16 protein-coding genes and 1 tRNA gene are annotated in these 17,032 nt (G+C 58.5%); 10 read left to right on the top strand and 7 right to left on the bottom strand.

Annotated elements, in window-relative coordinates:
* Positions 1–4: 4 nt before the first annotated feature.
* Positions 5–823: a hypothetical protein gene (locus EL26_RS15210; protein WP_038090698.1), complete on the bottom strand. Its 819-nt coding sequence runs from the start codon at positions 821–823 to the stop codon at positions 5–7.
* Positions 824–1,017: 194 nt separating this feature from the next.
* On the opposite strand from EL26_RS15210, the gene EL26_RS15205 reads away from it, so the two are divergent.
* Positions 1,018–1,581, top strand: a complete 564-nt coding sequence (locus EL26_RS15205) for a DUF502 domain-containing protein (RefSeq protein WP_038090696.1) — start codon at positions 1,018–1,020, stop codon at positions 1,579–1,581.
* Between the two features lie 74 nt (positions 1,582–1,655).
* Here the strand turns inward: EL26_RS15205 and EL26_RS23915 are convergent, their stop codons facing one another.
* Entirely contained in the window at positions 1,656–2,492 is an 837-nt protein-coding gene (locus tag EL26_RS23915; protein ID WP_052036443.1) for a stalk domain-containing protein, read from the bottom strand.
* A 160-nt stretch (positions 2,493–2,652) separates the two neighbouring features.
* Here EL26_RS23915 and EL26_RS15195 point away from each other — a divergent pair, with 160 nt between their 5' ends.
* Both EL26_RS15195 and EL26_RS15190 read left to right on the top strand, forming a co-directional pair.
* On the top strand, positions 2,653–3,150 hold the full coding sequence (locus tag EL26_RS15195) for a cytochrome c biogenesis protein CcdC (protein ID WP_038090694.1): 498 nt from the start codon (positions 2,653–2,655) through the stop codon (positions 3,148–3,150).
* A gap of 123 nt (positions 3,151–3,273) precedes the next feature.
* Complete coding sequence (locus EL26_RS15190) at positions 3,274–5,022, top strand: M3 family oligoendopeptidase (protein ID WP_038090692.1); 1,749 nt, start codon at positions 3,274–3,276, stop codon at positions 5,020–5,022.
* A 44-nt stretch (positions 5,023–5,066) separates the two neighbouring features.
* On the opposite strand, the gene EL26_RS15185 is transcribed toward EL26_RS15190, so the two are convergent.
* From EL26_RS15185 to EL26_RS15165, 5 genes are all read right to left on the bottom strand, one after another.
* Positions 5,067–6,269 carry an alpha/beta hydrolase-fold protein gene (locus EL26_RS15185; RefSeq protein ID WP_038090689.1) on the bottom strand — a complete coding sequence of 401 codons (1,203 nt, stop codon included), beginning with the start codon at positions 6,267–6,269 and terminating at the stop codon, positions 5,067–5,069.
* On the bottom strand, positions 6,266–7,639 hold the full coding sequence (locus tag EL26_RS15180) for a sensor domain-containing diguanylate cyclase (protein WP_038090688.1): 1,374 nt from the start codon (positions 7,637–7,639) through the stop codon (positions 6,266–6,268). Before EL26_RS15180 ends, EL26_RS15185 begins: the two co-directional genes overlap by 4 nt.
* 110 nt (positions 7,640–7,749) lie before the next feature.
* Positions 7,750–8,442, bottom strand: a complete 693-nt coding sequence (locus EL26_RS15175) for a M50 family metallopeptidase (protein ID WP_052036442.1) — start codon at positions 8,440–8,442, stop codon at positions 7,750–7,752.
* A gap of 19 nt (positions 8,443–8,461) precedes the next feature.
* A complete protein-coding gene (locus EL26_RS15170) occupies positions 8,462–8,641 on the bottom strand; it encodes a hypothetical protein (RefSeq protein ID WP_038090687.1) in 180 nt (59 codons plus the stop codon).
* A 15-nt stretch (positions 8,642–8,656) separates the two neighbouring features.
* Positions 8,657–10,816 (bottom strand): S-layer homology domain-containing protein, encoded by a 2,160-nt coding sequence (locus tag EL26_RS15165; protein WP_038090686.1) that lies wholly within the window; start codon positions 10,814–10,816, stop codon positions 8,657–8,659.
* A 120-nt stretch (positions 10,817–10,936) separates the two neighbouring features.
* Between EL26_RS15165 and EL26_RS15160 the strand changes: the two genes are divergently transcribed.
* The 7 genes from EL26_RS15160 to EL26_RS15130 all read left to right on the top strand — a co-directional run bounded on the left by EL26_RS15160 (position 10,937) and on the right by EL26_RS15130 (position 16,814).
* Complete coding sequence (locus EL26_RS15160; protein ID WP_038090797.1) at positions 10,937–11,710, top strand: alpha/beta hydrolase; 774 nt, start codon at positions 10,937–10,939, stop codon at positions 11,708–11,710.
* Between the two features lie 56 nt (positions 11,711–11,766).
* Positions 11,767–11,843, top strand: a tRNA-Arg gene (locus EL26_RS15155).
* Positions 11,844–11,959: 116 nt separating this feature from the next.
* Positions 11,960–12,418, top strand: a complete 459-nt coding sequence (locus tag EL26_RS15150) for a L,D-transpeptidase (protein ID WP_052036441.1) — start codon at positions 11,960–11,962, stop codon at positions 12,416–12,418.
* Positions 12,419–12,560: 142 nt separating this feature from the next.
* Positions 12,561–14,105: an LCP family protein gene (locus EL26_RS23910; RefSeq protein WP_052036440.1), complete on the top strand. Its 1,545-nt coding sequence runs from the start codon at positions 12,561–12,563 to the stop codon at positions 14,103–14,105.
* A 126-nt stretch (positions 14,106–14,231) separates the two neighbouring features.
* Positions 14,232–14,636: a hypothetical protein gene (locus EL26_RS15140; protein WP_038090685.1), complete on the top strand. Its 405-nt coding sequence runs from the start codon at positions 14,232–14,234 to the stop codon at positions 14,634–14,636.
* 86 nt (positions 14,637–14,722) lie between these two features.
* Entirely contained in the window at positions 14,723–16,111 is a 1,389-nt protein-coding gene (locus EL26_RS15135) for a MurT ligase domain-containing protein (RefSeq protein WP_038090684.1), read from the top strand.
* The gene (locus EL26_RS15130; RefSeq protein WP_038090682.1) at positions 16,080–16,814 is read left to right on the top strand and encodes a type 1 glutamine amidotransferase; all 735 of its coding nucleotides are present in this window, start codon (positions 16,080–16,082) and stop codon (positions 16,812–16,814) included. Before EL26_RS15135 ends, EL26_RS15130 begins: the two co-directional genes overlap by 32 nt.
* Positions 16,815–17,032: the final 218 nt, after the last annotated feature.

Genomic DNA, 17,032 nt, shown 5'->3' with positions numbered 1-17,032 from the left:
ACTCTTAGTGGACTTTGGTGACGAAGTAGATGTTTTGAATCACCGGGTTGGCGGCGCGGATCGTCGAGATGATCCGCGTTTGCATATCGGTCGTGATGCTGGACGTCGAAGAGATGCCGACGGGCGGCAGATTGCGGCTGCCGGCGTTGGTGTTTGCGTTTGCGCTGGACGTGCCCATCCCGCTTCTGCCGGTTACGACCTTTCCGGTCTTCGGAGTCGTCGGAGTGATCGGGTTGGTGGGAGTCAGTTCGGAAGAGCGATCGTTTGATCCGGCCAATCCGGGCGGGTCGATACGGACTCCGGTGCCCTCGCTGGCGCCGGTCGTGCCCCCCCGCCCTGCACCGATCTCGCGCGTGCCGCCGTACGTATTCGTGGAACGTGCTCTCGCCGGACCGTTAAACGCCATGCCGGTGCCCGGTGTCGGGTTGTATGACGTTCCTCTCATCGTACTTGTGTGTCCGCCGAGGCTTCGCGTGCCGGTCGTTCCGGTTCCGGTGCTGCCTTTGCCCGTCCGCGACCCGGCGTCCAACAACACGTACGCCGTGTTGCCCGTCGTCAGAACGGAAGTGGTGCTGATGCCTGGAATCGCGTTCACGCGCGCTTCGATGTTGCGGTCGCTGCGCAAGTTTGCGCCGTGCGTCAGCCCCGGCAACCCCAGTTGGTTCGACGCGGTGTACAAGCGAGGCACGGTGTTGGTGTGCGCATTGTCCACGGCGTTGTTCACCGATGAACCGCTTTGGTTGCCGCAACCCGCGAGGACCGAGGACGCCAGCAGGATGACGGCAGCTCCTTGCAACGAACGAGAACCAAACCAAGTTTTCATAGATGAGTCCTCCAGAGTATGAAAGTAAAAAAGACCTGTACTCGTACGATTCCCCCTCGGGTCAAGCACCATTCCAGACTCCTGCCCAGAACCCCAAACCCGCCGCCGAACGCGGCATGTGAAAATAAGAAAAAAGACTCCGGTGCATCCTAGCACCAGAGCCTTATTTCGGGAAAAGAAACGGGGGAGCGCGCGTGAGACGGTTGTGGCGGTTTTTGCAAGACGGGATGCTGGTGGCGTTTCCGGTGATCGTGACGGTGTACACCGGAATCTACCTTCTAAAACTGGGGAACCTCGTGGGACAAATGATGCTCCCCGACCGCTTCTCGCACTTCCGGGGCGGAGGACTTCTCGTTTTGCTGCTCTTGGTGGTGCTGGCAGGATTGCTTTGGAGCTGGCCGCCGTTTCGGCACGGCGTCGGGTATTGCGAGCGCAAGATGCTCCGCGTGCCCGCCGTCTCGTCGTACTACCGGGTCGTCAAAGAAATCACCCGCTCCGCCATCGGCAAAAAAGACCCGTTCACGCAAGTCGTGCTCGTCCAAGAGGCGGGCTGCGGCAAGCGCATCGGTCTGCTCACCGCGCAACAGATGGAGGAATTGCACCTGCCCAAGCAACTCGTCGCCGTCTATCTTCCGTTTGGCACGCAATTGGGCGGCGACTTGCTCTTGCTCCCCAAAGAATCGCTGGAGCCGGTTGACATGACGGTGGAAGCGGCGTTGCGCTTCTGCATGACGGCCGGCGTCTCCGTGAAGGACTGAGAATAAATCTGGCAAAAAAAAGGCACAGGCCCGGTTGCGGGTCTGGTGCCTATTCGTGCGCGGGCAGGGCGGGATTATTCGGTCGCTCCGGCTGCCAGCAACAGGTTGATCTCTGCTTGGTTTTGCGTTTGGCGCGCCATCTGCAAGGCGGTGCCTTTCGGAGAAGCCAAGTTCGGGTTGGCGCCCTGCTTCAACAAGAGCTTCGTCATCTCCACATCTTGGCCGCTGACGGCGGCGAGCAGCGCGCTGTATCCGTCGGACGCCTGCGCGTTGATGTCCGCTCCGTTGTCGAGCAGCAACTGCACCACATCGAGACGCTTGAGCACCACGGAGGCGATCAGCGGCGTGTCGCCGCGGTCGGGGTTGCGGTAGTTCGGGTTCGCGCCGAGATCGAGCTCTTTGGTGACGAGGTCGACGTTGCCGCGAAGGGACGAGAGAAACAGCTGGTAGTTCAGCGAGTAGATTTCCACCGTTTGCGTGTTTTCTTTCCAGTCGACGGCGGCGCGCAACGATTCGCTGACGAGGCGCAACGGAACCATCGTGTGATCGTCGATCACCGTCGGAGGTTGGTCGAGCTCCAACGGGTTGCCGTTGAGGTACGCGATCGGGTTGTCAACTTGCAACGTCAACTTGATCTGCCCCTTCGCGGTGTAACTCAGCGCCGTGACCGTCCGGGTGGCGTCTTCCCACAACACCGTGGCCCCCAGCGTTTCAAACAGCGATCGCAACGGCACCATCGTGCGGCCGTTTCGCAGCACCGGTGCCGGGTCGTAGATTTGCATGTGGTCGTCCACCGTCACCGAGACCGCCGGAGCGGCGTTGTCGTCCGCCGCGTGCGCGGCTTGAGGGGCGAGAGGACTCAACGAGAGCAACAGGGCGGCAGCAAGGACGAAAAAACCGAGACGTTTCAACAAAAATACCTCCCGTGTCGTAAACAGATTCTGTATCCTAAGTATAATGAGATTTGTAGAGATCGTCAAAACAACCAGCCTTTGCATTTTTTTGTGAAACTTTTGCGAAGGGCGTTCGTATAGCAGATACAGCAACATGAGAATAGGGGAGTCGTGAGTGATGAACAGTTCTTCTTCCGGCATGATCGGTATTTTTATTTTCCTCGTGTTTTTCGGGCTGATGGTATGGCGGCGGACGTCTGCAATGCGCCGTCCGATCAAGGGCAAGGGCTACAACATGATCTGGCCGTTGATCTTCCTGCTGTTGCCGGGTCCTATGTTGTTCTTAAATCCGCAACAGTCGTTTCAAGGCAACGTCTGGGAAGTGTTGGCGGCGATTGCCATCGGTGTGCTGCTCTCCATTCCGATGATCTGGACGACCCAGTACGAAGTGCGCGAAGACGGTCTGATCTACGCCAAGCAGAGCAAAATGTTTCTCGTCGCGCTCGTCGGGGTCGTGGTGATTCGTCTGGTGTTAAAAGAGTATATCACCGGACTTGACCAGATGACGTTGGGCGGGCTGTTTTACCTGATGGCACTCGTGTATGTCTTGCTGTGGCGGATCACGTCGTTCCTCAAGTTCCGCCGCGTTTTGCGCGCAAGCCAACCCGCTTCGTAAGCACCTGCCAAAAACGCCTCGACACGGGGCGTTTTTTTGTTCCCAATTTTGTCACACCCAGGAGATTATGGTTGTAGTAAGCTGGATTAACAATCAATTCTGAGAAAAAGTGGGTATGCATACATGCGATGGAATCTTGAGGAGTTGTACGCAGGCGGAGCGGCTTCCGAAGAGCTGGATTCGATGTTGGCTGCGGTGGAAGCGGGTCTTCAACAGGTGCGGCCGCCAGCTGTGAATGCGGAAGTGTTCGTGCAGGCGTTGGACGACCTGCAACACGCGGGCGCACAACTGAGCGATGCGGAGATGTTCAGCTATTGCCTGAACGTCGAGCAACCGGAGAATCCCGATGTGAAAGAGCTGAAGGGGCGCATCGGCGGCCTGAAAGCGAAATGGAACTCCCGGATGGTCGAGTTGGAGCAATGGATGACGGAACTTTCAGAAGCCGAGTGGCACGCGGTGCTCGAAGCGCCGACCGTCGCCCCGATCCGCTATCTGTTGAACGACCGCAAAGCCCGCCTGGAGCAAAAAATGGACGCGGCCCGCGAACTGCTCGTCCAAGACCTCGCCACCGACGGCTACCACGCGTGGGGCGAGGTGTACTTCCAAATGCTAAACGCGATGCGCATCCCGTTTTCCGTGAACGGAGAAGTGAAAGCGTATACGCGCGGCCAGATGTGGGGATTCTTGGTCGGCCCCGATCCGGACGTGCGAAGCAAAGCGGCGGACGCGATGGAAGCGGCGTTGGAGCAGCAAGCGGAGTTGATCGCGTCGACGCTCAACCACCTCGCCGGGTTCCGTTTGAACGTCTACCGCCATCGCGGGTACACGAGCGTCTTGCAAGAAGCGATGGCGCAAAATCAGATGAGCGAAGCGACGCTTGAGGCGATGTGGAGCGCGGTGGACGAGAGCACGAACCGATTGACGGCGTTCTTGAAGCGCAAAGCCGAACTGATCGGCACCGGCGTCGTCTCCCACTTCGACATCTTCGCCCCGATCGGCGACTTGAACGTTCCGGTTCCTTATGAAGAAGCGCAGGAGCGCATCGTGACGCAGTTCAGCCGCATCTCGAAACACATGGGAGAATTTGCGGCACGCGCCTTCCAAGCGGGCTGGATCGACGCGGAAGAACGCCCCGGCAAATCGGGCGGCGGCGTGTGCATTCCGTTTCACCTGCGCGGCGAATCGCGCATCACGCTGGGCTATCAAAACAACGCGCTCTCGCTGCTCACCCTTGCGCACGAACTCGGGCACGGCTATCACAACGCCGCCGTGCACGACTTGCCGCACCTCGCCCGGGAGTATCCGATGAGCGTGGCGGAAACCGCTTCGACGTTCGGCGAAATGGTCGTGTTGGACGCGGCGATCGCCGACGCCCTCAACGACGAAGAGCGCTTGAAACTGCTCGGCGCCAAGATGCAGCGCATCATCCCGCTGATCCTCGGCGTGCGCGGCGCGTTTTTGTTCGAAGTGCGCTTCCATGAACAGCGCCAAAACGGTCCGCTCTCCGTCGCGGCGCTCTGCCAACTGATGGCGGACTGCCAGCAAGAAGCGTTCCAGGGCGCTCTCGACCGCACCAATCCGTACCAATGGGCGTCGCAAGGGCAGATCTACGCGACGGAAGTTCCGTTTTACTCGTTCCAATACACGTTCGGTTATTTGTTTTCGACAGGCCTCTACGCCCGTGCGCTCGCAGAGGGCGAACGCTTCGCCGACAAGTACGCCGCGCTGTTGCGCGACACCGGCCGCATGTCGGTGGAAGACCTCGCCCGCACACATCTCGGCGTCGACTTGACCGCACCCTCGTTCTGGCAAGACGCGATGAGCCTGCTTGTGCGCGACGTCGAACTGTTTCTCAAACTTTCCGCTTCCTAAAAAACACCGTGCCCGCCATCCAATCGATGCGGGCACGGTGTTTTTTAGCGTAAAAGGGCTTTGGCGGCTCCGGCGAACATCTCCGCCCAGCAGAGGAAGTCGTGCGTGCCGACAAACTCGCGGTAGAGCACCTGCGCCCCGCGTTCGCGTAGCAGGGACACCAAGGTACGGTTGGGCTCCAGGATGGCGGGTTCCAGCGTCCCGGCGTCGAGCGAACAACGGAGCGTGAGGTCGGTGCGCGTCAGGACTTCCTGAAGCACGGGAGCGGGGGCGGACCCTTCCGGGCTCCAGCCGAAGTTGCCCGATTGGGCCAGCACGCCTCCGAACAGTTCAGGGTGCTTCAGCGCGGCGTACAGACTGCACAGCCCGCCGTTGCTCGCTCCGCCGATGATCGTTCGCGCGGGGTCGTCCGTCACGTGCCAGTTTCCCCGCACCCACGGCAGGACTTCCTCGGTGACAAAACGCACAAACTCGTCGTTGCAGCGCAGTTCTTCGTTTCGCGTGAGGTGTAAGTTGTTGATCAAGACGGTGACGGTCGGAGAGATCGCTCCTTCCCGGAGCAAGTTGTCGAGAATCACCGGAGACGGGATCAACGTGTCGTAGGCGATCCCGTCAAACATCAGCAGCAGTTGATACGGCTCGCCGTCCGCCGTGTAGCCGGGCGGGGTATGCACATAGACGCTCCGCTCGTTTCCGAGCCGTTTGCTCGCAAAGCGGTGTTCTGTCGTCGTTCCCTGCGGCGTGTTCGTCTGCCGCGTGAGAACGGGAGAACGCTTTGCTCCGTGCGGCATCAGTACACTGCCGCTGTAGCCCGTCAACGGCAACAGGTCTTGATGAGGCGCAACTTCAAAGGAATGCGGGTTGAGCGGGTCGCGGACGCATGCGTTGCGGCGCGTCGTCCAGTCCCAGCCCTCTTCATGGTGCGGGACGAACATGTACATGGAAGCGAGGCATTCTTCGGCGGGGCAGGTTTTAAACCAGATGTCGGTGTCTTCGAGCCGCTCCAGTTTGTTTTGCGCCGCGTCGAATCCGGCAGGCCCGCCGAGCACGACCACGCGGTCGTCGTGCAGAGAGCGCCAGAGAAACGTCACGAGCAAACCTTGCTCGTCGCGCTCCCAAAGCGGCGTGCCGCATGCGGCGATCTCTTGCCAGAACTGCTCGACGCGGGTGCGGCGTTGGTTGCCCTCAAGTGATGCGAGTTCAGTTGCGAGCTCAGCCAAAGCAGGGCTTCGGTGTGTGTCGATCATTTCGAGGTGCCTCCTTGGAAGCGGAAGCTTTGGTTTTTGCCGCTTTCCTTGGCTTTGTACATGGCGATATCGGCGTTCTTCATCAACGACAGCGTGTCGGTTCCGTCGTCCGGGTAGAACGACAGCCCGATCGACGAGGAGATGTGCAAGTGGTGATCTTGCAGTCGAATCGGTTCCCGCAGCAGGTTGAGGATGCGCTCCGAGACCATCTCCGCATCTTCCAACCGCTTGGTGTGCGGGAGGATTACGGTGAACTCGTCGCCGCCCATCCGCGCCACCGTGTCGTGGGCGCGCACGCAGGAAGACAGCCGTTTCGCGACTTCCACCAAGAGCAGATCGCCCATGTCGTGCCCGTAGGTGTCGTTGATCAATTTAAACCCGTCGAGGTCGATGAACAGCACCGCGACTTTCTCGTCCCGCTCCGCCGCCAGTTGGAGGGACGATTGCAGCCGTTCGGAAAACAGCGTGCGGTTGGGCAGATTCGTCAGCGCGTCATGGTACGCTTGGTGTTTGATACGCTGGTCTTGGCGCGCCACTTTTACGTAGAGCGCGGTGATTTCATGAATCAGCCCGAGGAGCACGATACTGGCGGAAAGCAGGGTGTTCAGCCGTGCGACATACCAGCCGATGCTGTAGCGGCTGCCGGAGAACAACGTCAGCGTCACATCGAGCCACATCGCGAACACGGCGACGATCAGCCACAGTTGCGCGACCGATCGTCCGCGTGTGAAGAATAACGTGCAGGCAAACGCCGCCGCGTTGATCACCCACACCACGACTCCGACGCCGGATGTGATCAAGAGGGTGAAATTGTCTTTTTTGATGATCACGGGCAAGAGATCATGGCCGCAAATCGCCAACAGGCTGATCCCCGTGACTAAGAGCACGATGGCCGGGCCGCCGAGCGCGGCGCGGCGTTTGGCTCCTTGCTCCGTGTAGGGATCGTTGCGTCGGTGTTCCAGCCACAGGGTGACGAGGATGCCGAGCGGATAGCCGGCGTGCCAGAACACCCACAGCCAGACGGCGGTCTGCGATCCGGCGTGCAACAGCCCTGTCGGAGAGAAAACGCCGGGAAACGTGAGCGCATGCGGGACGGCAATCAGAGCAGAGTACAAATAAGTCAGTGCCAAAGCCAGTTGCGAGGCCCGGCGGTTGATGCGGTACTGGTTGTAAAACAGATACGCGGTGAGCACATCGAACACAAACACGGCCGTGAGAAACGCGGGCAGAAACGCCGCGACGGTGGGGCCGGCGGTGCGGCCAAACGGTATGGACAGCGCAAAGACCGCCAAGTTTGCCAAAGAGATGATCAACGCGACTTTGCGTTGTGTTTTAGATGAGAGCGATGTGGTTAAACTCAGTGCTTCCATAGAGGAATCTCGTACCATGTATCGGGATGCACCCCCTTTGCGTTGTTCGTGACTGACTACTACGGAAGATTTCGCTTCTCCATTCAAAAAACCCTCCCGAGTAGGGAGGGTTAACGCAGCCACAAGCGAACCGCCCGCCAGCCGAAGAACAACGATTGCGCGAAAAACAGCAGGCCCCAGACGAACGCGGGGAGGACGGCGTAGTGCGAGAGGTTGGCGGCATCGCCGGCCGAATAGGGGTAGAACATCGACAGTTCCAGCACTTGCAGCGCCGCGTACACGGAATCGACCAGCACGATTCCGCAGATGAACAGCATGCCGTAGCGGACAAACCAGCCGCGTTTGGCGCGCAACAAGGCGATCAGCAGAGCTCCAAACGTCACGAGCCAGATGATCCCGTAGAGGTTGCGCACCCAAAGCAGCAAGTCGGCCGCCACAAATCCCAGCAAGATGCAGCAGATGAGATGGTGGCGTTCTTGTTTTAACAGCCAGAAAAACAAAAACGCAGCCAGAGAAGAGAACACATAGCCTGCAAGCGACGTGAGAATCTGCCCGAACCGGGAGGCGCTGGCGATCCACGTCAGCCCCTCCGTGTTCATGAACAGCGACATCGACACGACTTTGCCGTTGGTGAGCAGCGCCATCAGCGCATGCCCGCTCTCATGGATCATCGTGTCGACGATCATCAGATACGTGCCGATGATCGGCAGGCGCATCAAGACGAACGCCGCGAGCAAGATCCCCGCGAGGCTCCAAGCTCGGTTTTTGCGGGATGAGGGTTGCGGTTGCAGAGATTGCTCCATAGGAAGGCCTCGCTTCGCTTCAGGATTGCTCCCGTTTGTCGATCAACTGGCGAACCTGATCTTTCGGGTTCCAGCAGTTGAATTGGTATGCGGGTTTGGTCTCGTATCCGAGCCGGTCGCAACGGGTGGCGGTGCCGGACGGGGTTTTGAGAATCCGATAATGTTGACACGTCGCGCAACAATGGAAGTTTTTGCTCACGTTGCGGCTCCCAGATTAGTTGGTGAAGTTCAGCGACTTCAAGAGTTGGTAGAGCATGTCCGCCGCCATTGCGCGGTCGGCCGGAACGGTCGGCGAGAAGGAATTCACCGTCATGGGAGAGAGGATGTTCTTGGAGACGCACAACGCCACAGCCGGAGATGCGTAGGCAGCCATCTCAAAGCGGCGTTCGATCTTGGCCAGCAAAGCGGTTTGCTGCTCGTCGCTCAGCTGCGGGACGGTCGGGTCCGCGAACTTGAGAGCGCGCGCGACCATGACGGCCATGTCTTGAGCGGTGATTTTGTCGTCCGGCGCAAAACGTCCGTCGCCGACACCGCTGATCAAGTTCGTGTAGAACGCCGTCTCGACATAGGAGTTGTACCAAGCGTCGGGTTGAACGTCGGTGAACGTTTGCGTCCCCGCCGGTTTGGATTTGTCTTGCAGTCCGAGCGATTTGACGAGCATCGTGGCAAACTGCGCGCGGGTGACGGTGTCGTTTGGACGGAACGTGCCGTCTCCGAACCCGCTGATCACCATCTTGGAAGCCAGCGATTCAATCGAATTCTTCGCATAGTGCGTGGACAGCACATCCGGGAAGTGCAGTTCCTTTTTCATGACGCCAAACGTCCCGGTGCCTTGGTAATGGAAGGTGACGGACGTCTGTTTGTCCGCGGTGGTCGTGAACGTCGCCGGAATCGGTGAATAGGTATTGGCATCCGACACGCGCACACCGGCGTACATGTGCACGTCGACGTACGGGTCGGACGTAAACGGCACGGCAAACGAGAGGTAGGTGGAAGAATCGGTCAGTCTTGCAACTTCCTTGTTCGATTTGTCCAACAGTTTCACGTTGAGAGTGACCGGGTTCATGCTCAACGGAGCGGATGGGGCGCTTCCCTGGCTGATCTCCACTTGTGCGGTGAGGTCCGTCAAGCTCAGATTGGATTTCTTCGCGAGGTTGACGAGTTCATTGAGCGGCACGTTGACGTTGCCGACGCCGGTTTGCAAGCGAAGCGTTGAGGAAGCGGGGAGGCGGTTCACGACTTTGTCAACCACAATACCCGGCACATTCAATTGGAACATCCCTTGCTTCGGTGTATCGAGCTTCACCAGCAAGTTGTAGGCGGTGGTTTTTTTGTTGAGGTCGGAAATGACGTTGGGAACGTCGAGTTCAACCGTGGTGAGCGTCGAATTGCTGGTGGTGACCAGCTTCTCCGGTTTGACGTAGTAGACGTCGTCCGCCAGATAATACGTTTGTTTCGCCGAGGGCGGGGAATCCGGAGATGCGTTGGAACTGACACCAAGCGCCGATACGCGGATGTAATACGTCCCGTCTTGTGTGATCAATTTGCTTACGTCGTAAAATTGCGCGTCTTTGGACGCCAGAGCAAAACCGACGATCTGGTCGTTGTCCGCGTTGTAGACGGTGATGCGGTACCCGACGTTGTTCGGAACATTCGTCCAAGACGCGACACGTTCCTCGGAGAGCGAAGGCTTGGACGGGGCGGAAAGTTGCACCGTGGAGAGCGTCATCGGAGCGGAAGAACTGGACTCTGCGGAGTTGATCATCTGGTTGCCGTCTCCAAGCGCGATCACTTTCACATAATATTGCGCCGTGCCCGGCACCAGTGCGCTGACATCAAACGAGGTGACGTCTTTGGGCAAGACTCGGGACCCAACGAGCGTATTGCTCGGGGAATGGTAGAGATTCACCTGATAGCCGTTGTTGAGCACGTTGGTCCATTGCGTGACGCCGTTTTCGAACAAAAGCGGAGTTTTAGGCGGAGAGAGTGTGGCTTGGGTCGAGATGCTCAACACGTTGGACGCGCTCGAAGGCGAAGAATCAAGCGTGGACGCACCGTTGCCCCGCGTAACGACTTTGACGTAATACGCCGTTTGCAACGACAAAAGCGATGTCAGCGAGTACGAATTCGAATTGGTGCCCGCAAAAAGCGTTTTGAGCAACGTGTTGTTGGATGCGTCGTACAGATAGATCGTATAGCCGCTGTTGTTTTGCACAGGCATCCACAGGACGGTGCCGTCCGGGTTCAATTGAACATTGGTCGGCGGTGTCAGAGTGGTGGCTGCATAAGCCGGAACCGGTACAGCCAGCGGGACAGCTGTACTTCCGAACAACACCGATGCGGTAAGCAAAGCGAGAAATGTAGGTCTGTTCATTGGGTTGCAATTCCTCCAATTTCCTTTTTGACCCACTTCGACAAGAGAAGACAGAAATCCTTCGACGGGAATGGTATAATGAGGCGATTGAGGATGATTGTGGAGTGGGGGAGAGCGACGATGCAACGAGCGATTGAATTGGCTTTCGACGGCAAAACTCTGCGCGGGATGGAGCATGTTCCCGAGAACGCGGCAGGCGGTCGTGTGCCCGCCGTGATTCTGTACCACGGGTTTACCGCGAACAAACTGCAAAACCACCGCATGTTTTGGAAATTATCCCGCGAGCTGGAGCAACTCGGCGCGGCGGCGTTTCGCTACGATTTCCTCGGCAGCGGAGAGAGCGACGGCCACTTTGAAGAGATGACCGTCTCCGGCGAAATTGCCGAAGCGCATGCCATTTTGGATGCGGTGCGCCAAGACCCGCGCATCGACGAGAACCGCATCGTGCTGCTGGGCATCAGCATGGGCGGGTTGGTCGCGTCTGTCGTGGCGGGCGACCGTCCGCAAGAGGTGCGCGATTTGATCTTGCTGTGCCCGGCGGGCAACATGTACGACATCGTCAAACCGGTGGTCGACCTGCACCTGTCCGATCCGAATCTGCAAGTGATCGACTACGGAGGCAACTTGATCGGACGTGCGTTTGGCGAAGATGTGCGCAGTTTGAACGTCTATGACCGCGCCAAAACGTACACCGGCGGCGTGCTGCTGGTGCACGGCACCGCAGATCAGACCGTCCCGTTTGTTGTGTCGGAGCGCTACCGGGACTTGTGCTACGGAGAGCGCGCCGTCTTGCACGCGATCGAAGGAGCCGATCATACGTTTAACAGCCACTTGTGGGAGCGCGACGTGATACAAACCGTGCTGCACCGCGTGGCGCAACTGGAGCAAGCCTGAACAACTTGAGGGCTTGCTTTTTTCTTATCCGCTTGTTATACTACTACTCGTTGCTTGTGCCCTTAGCTCAGCCGGATAGAGCGTTTGACTACGAATCAAAAGGTCGGGAGTTCGAATCTCTCAGGGCACGCCATATGAGAACACAGGAGAGCTGTTTCCCCATCGGGGAGGCAGCTCTTTTTCTATTGAAGAATCAGGATAAACAGCGACGGGGGCGGGAACGCTTTTGCGCAAGAGGTGATTTCACTCATGCGTGTGCGAAGCGGACTTTTGGCGGGCATGTTCGCGTTGACGGCGACTCTTTCCTCCTATCCGACGCTGAGCGACAGTTACATCGTGGTGGACAAGTCGGAAAACTCCCTGACCTACTATCAACACAATGTCAAAGTCAAATCGTTCTCCGTGGCGACCGGGCGGACGGTGCAAGATACGCCGAACGGCGTATTTCCCGTCGTCATGCTCGTGAAAAACCCCTGGTACTTGAAAAAAAACATCCCCGGCGGGGCCCCGGAGAATCCGCTCGGCGTGCGCTGGATCGGGTTGGAGGTTCCGGGCACGGACGGCTCGATCTACGGCATCCACGGCACGAACGACCCGTCTTCGATCGGAAAACATGCGTCGAGCGGCTGTGTGCGGATGAAGAACGAAGAGGTGACGTGGTTGTACGAACACGTCCATGTCGGCACCTTGGTGGAGATCGTGGAGTAAGTGCTTCGGCGGTTTCGGAGCACTTTTTTTAAAGGATATTGTTCCAGATTTGTAACACGTCCCGTGGAGAATTTGTGATATAATCGGAACAGTTTTACCTTATGACACTCGTGAAACAGCCTACGCAGAAAGAGTTGATAGAATGGAAAGTCGCAAGGACCGGCACAACCGGGTGAAAAAACCGCCGGCGGCCGCCCAGGGACCCAAAGGGCAAAAGCCGCGGTTCTGGAAGACCAAGAAATTCAAGTGGATCATGATCTCCCTGTTGGCGGTTGTTGTGATCATCGTCGGCATCTACGCATATGCGATCGGGCATTTTATGACCAGCATTCAGAAACCGAAAGACTCGCACCAAACTCCGGTGCAAGCGGAACAGTGGACGGGAACCGAGCCGGTGAACATCGTGTTGATGGGCGTGGACAATCGTAACAACGACCCCAATCCGCGCGCGGACTCCATCCTCGTCATCTCCGTGGACCCGAAGACCAAGAAAGCCAAAGTCATGTCGGTCATGCGCGATACGTGGTACAACATCCCCGGCCATGATTTTGAGAAAATCAACGCGGCCAACGCCATCGGCGGGCCGGATTTGCAGATGAAGACGCTGCGCGATTTCTTGCAGATTCCTCTGCATTATTACGTGAAGACCGACTTCAAAGGCTTCATGAAGATCGTCGACGCCCTCGGCGGCGTGGATATCGACGTCGAGAAAGACTTGAACTACGCCGATGACGGCATCTACGACATCCATCTTAAGAAGGGCTATCAGCATCTCGACGGCAACCACGCTCTGCAATATGTGCGTTTCCGCTATGACGAACTCGGGGACTACAACCGCACGATGCGTCAGCGCAAATTCCTGCAGGCGGTCGCCGACCAGATGATCTCGACTTCCGGCCTCGTCAAGCTCCCGTCGGTACTCTCCGCGGTGGAACCGTACATCGAGACGAACATGGACGCGTCGGACATGCTGAAGCTCGGCCAATTGATGCTCAAAGTGGACAAATCGGACATTCAGCAGATGCAAGTGCCGCCCCGCGAGACGTCCCGCGACGGCTGGGCGGGAGGCGGACAAGCGGTCATCTTGCCGGATGTGTATGAAACGCAGAAGAAAGTATTTGAATTCCTCGGGTTGGACGAATCGAAGTTGAAGAAGAACGAAACCAGTCAACCGAAGGAATACTACGACCCGACACCGGTCGTCCCGAACAACCCGAATGTCAAACCGGACACGCCGGATCCGACGCCTCCGCCGACCGAAACGACGAAGCCGGAAACCGGTCCGACAACGCCGGAAACGGGCACGGGCACGGGAACGGGCGGCAAGACGCCGGGCACCGGAACGGGCGGCACGACACCGGGCACCGGAACGGTCGGCACGACGCCGGGCACCGGAACGGGCGGCACGACGCCGGGAACGGGAACGGGCGGCTCGACGCCGGGAACGGGAACGGGAACAGGCGGTACGACGCCGGGAACGGGAACGGGCGGTACGACGCCGGGAACGGGAACGGGCGGTACGACGCCGGGAACGGGAACGGGCGGCAAGACGCCGGGAACGGGCGGCACGACGCCGGGAACGGGCGGCACGACGCCGGGCACCGGAACGGGCGGCGGTACCGGCGGAACGACACCGGGAACCGGCGGCGGGGGGGAAACCCCGGCTCCGACGACCGGCACGCCGTAAACTCAGAGAGGAAGGGCAGACGCTCTTCCTCTTTTTTCTTATCCATGGAATCTCGTGAAATCTCATGGAATCGGCATATGAGCAAGCGGAGTGACATAACCCTTTGTCAAAAGGGGGGATTGGAAGATGGATGATCTGCTCATGTTCTTGGGCGTGATGTCTGCGCTCTCCGCATCGGCGCAGACGATGACGCAGCAGATGCGCCGCCGCTTCAAGGTCTTCCGGTTGGAACACAGCAAAGAGTTCGACGAGTTGGAAGAAGAGCTTAAGAAGCACAAGATCGGCAAACTCCACTGCAACATCCACCTGCTTTGCGGCGTGAACGGCGCGGTCTTGGCCGCATGCGCCAATATACATCCGCTTTCCTTTTTGAAGTTGGAGCCGCTGTGGACGAATTTGCAGCCGTGGCTTTCCAACTTGATCGATTTCAGCGTCGCCGGGGTGCTGGTGGCGTACGGCGGCCCGTGGTTTCATGAAGTTTTGGGAATCTTGCGTGAATACAAAAAAAGTTTGCGAGGGGCGACTTCCTAGTCCCCTCGCTTCTTTTATTTTCGGGTGACTAGGTGTATCATGGGTGGAAAGGTTTCAGAAGATAAGACAGCTAGGAGGAATCGCTTTTGTCTAGTTGGCGGTTTCGCGCAGCCGTCTTGGCTGCGAGAACGATCAAGCGCATACTGACACTCACCGGCCGCAAAGGCACCACCCTGCCAGGGAAGGTCGCCCTCAACATCTGCCCGGATCTGCTCCAATCCTATGGAGACTTGCTCGGCGAGCGAATCGTGTTCGTCACGGGCACCAACGGCAAAACGACGACGAGCAACTTGCTCGTGCATTTTCTGCGCCAAGACGGGCGGGATGTGATTTCGAACTCGCTGGGGGCCAACCTCATCGCAGGCATCGCGACCACGCTGATCGAGGGCGTGGAGTTCGACCGCGCCCGCTCTCAAGCCGCCGTGCTCGAAGTGGACGAAGCCACCATCGGCAACGTCATCGTGCCGCTGCGACCCAAGGCGGTCGTCGTCACGAACTTTTTCCGCGACCAGATGGACCGCTACGGAGAACTCGACACCGTCGTCGAGATGGTCGGCAACGCGCTGAAGAAAACGCCGGAGAACACCACCGTCATTCTCAACGCCGACGACCCGCTGGTCACGTCGATCGCCCCGAAGGACAAGACCGTCGTCTATTTCGGCATCGAGTCCAGCCAATTTGACGCGCAGAACCATTCGGAAGTGCGCGACGGCAAGTTCTGCCGCAAGTGCGGGGGCAACTTGCAATACTCGCTCTACCACTACGGCCAACTCGGGTTCTACAACTGTCCGTCCTGCGACTTCACCCGCCCGGAGCCGGGGATCGCGGCCGAGCGCGTGCGCCTGCATGAAGAGGGCATCGCGTTTCAAGTGGGCAAAGTGACCGGTTTCATCAACTCGCCGGCCGTCTACAACGTCTACAACGCGCTCGCCGCCATCACGGCCTCGACGGTGTTCGGGGTGCAAGATAAAGTGCTGGTGAACGAGATGAGCTATATGAAGACCCAGCTCGGCCGCATGGAACGCTTGATGTCAGGCAACGGCCGCGAATTGATGCTCACCCTCGTCAAGAACCCGACCGGCTTCAACGAAGTGTTGAAAGTCGTGGAGCACGAGAAGCGTCCGGTCGAACTGGTGATCATCTTGAACGACCGCTATGCGGACGGCACCGACGTGTCGTGGATTTGGGACACCAACATCGAACGCTTGCAAGAGTTTGCCGATCTGCGCCGCATCTATTGTGCGGGCACGCGGGCGGAAGACTTTGCCATTCGCTTGAAGTACGCCGATCTCGGCGAGATTACGGAAGTGGTCGAAGGCGACATCGCCTGCGTCGACACGGCGCTGCATCAATTGCCGCCCGGACACATGCTCTACATCCTCTCGACGTACACGTCGCTGTACGCCGTGCGCGATCATCTCTTGAACCAAGGGGGAAGCGAAGTTGCAGCTCAAAATCGGGCATCTGTATCCTGACCTCCTCGATCTGTACAGCGACCGAGGCAACGTGATCATCTTGCAAAAACGCGCCCAGTGGCGCGGCATGGACGTCGTCGTCGACCAGATTTCAGTCGGCCACGAACCGAAGCTTGCCGACTATGACATCCTCGTCATGGGCGGCGGGATGGACCGCGAGCAAGGCATCGTCGCAGCAGACCTGCAAAAGCGCCGGGAGAACATCCAATCGGCGGTGGACGCGGGAACGGTGATCGTGGCAATTTGCGGCGGCTACCAACTGCTCGGCCATTACTTTGAAACATCGACCGGCCAGCGCATTCCGGGCCTCGGCATCCTCGACATTCATACGATCGGCGCGAAAACCCGCATGGTCGGCAACGTCGTGGCGGAGATGGACATCGCCGGCGTGGCGCACAACATCATCGGCTATGAGAACCATTCCGGCAAGACGATCCTCGGGCCGAACGCCAAACCGATGATGCGTGTGCTCAAGGGCTACGGCAACAGCGGGGAAGACAAGTTCGAAGGCGTGCGCCAAGGCAATATCTTTGGCACGTACCTGCACGGCCCGCTGTTGGCGAAAAACCCTGTGCTCGCCGATCATATGATCGAGTTGGCGCTGCGCCGCCGCGATCTGTCGGCAGGTCTGGATTCGCTCAACGACGATTTGGAGCAACGCACGAACGCGAAACTCTACAAACGACTTGTCGCGAATTCGTGAAGAAACGAGAGCAAGAACCAGAACGTTGCGTTCTGGTTCTTTTTTTGTGCATTTTTTCTCGAAAAAAGACTTGCAAAGGTGCAAGGGGGATGATATTATAGGTTCTGTCGTCAGCGGTACAGGATAACGCAACGAGATGACAACAGCAACGACCGTGGCGGTGTAGCTCAGTTGGCTAGAGCATTCGGTTCATACCCGGGGGGTCGGGGGTTCGAATC

It is taken from the genome of Tumebacillus flagellatus (genome assembly GCF_000714935.1).
Classification (GTDB): Bacteria; Bacillota; Bacilli; order Tumebacillales; family Tumebacillaceae; genus Tumebacillus; species Tumebacillus flagellatus.
This window is presented reverse-complemented; position numbering and strand designations above follow the sequence as displayed.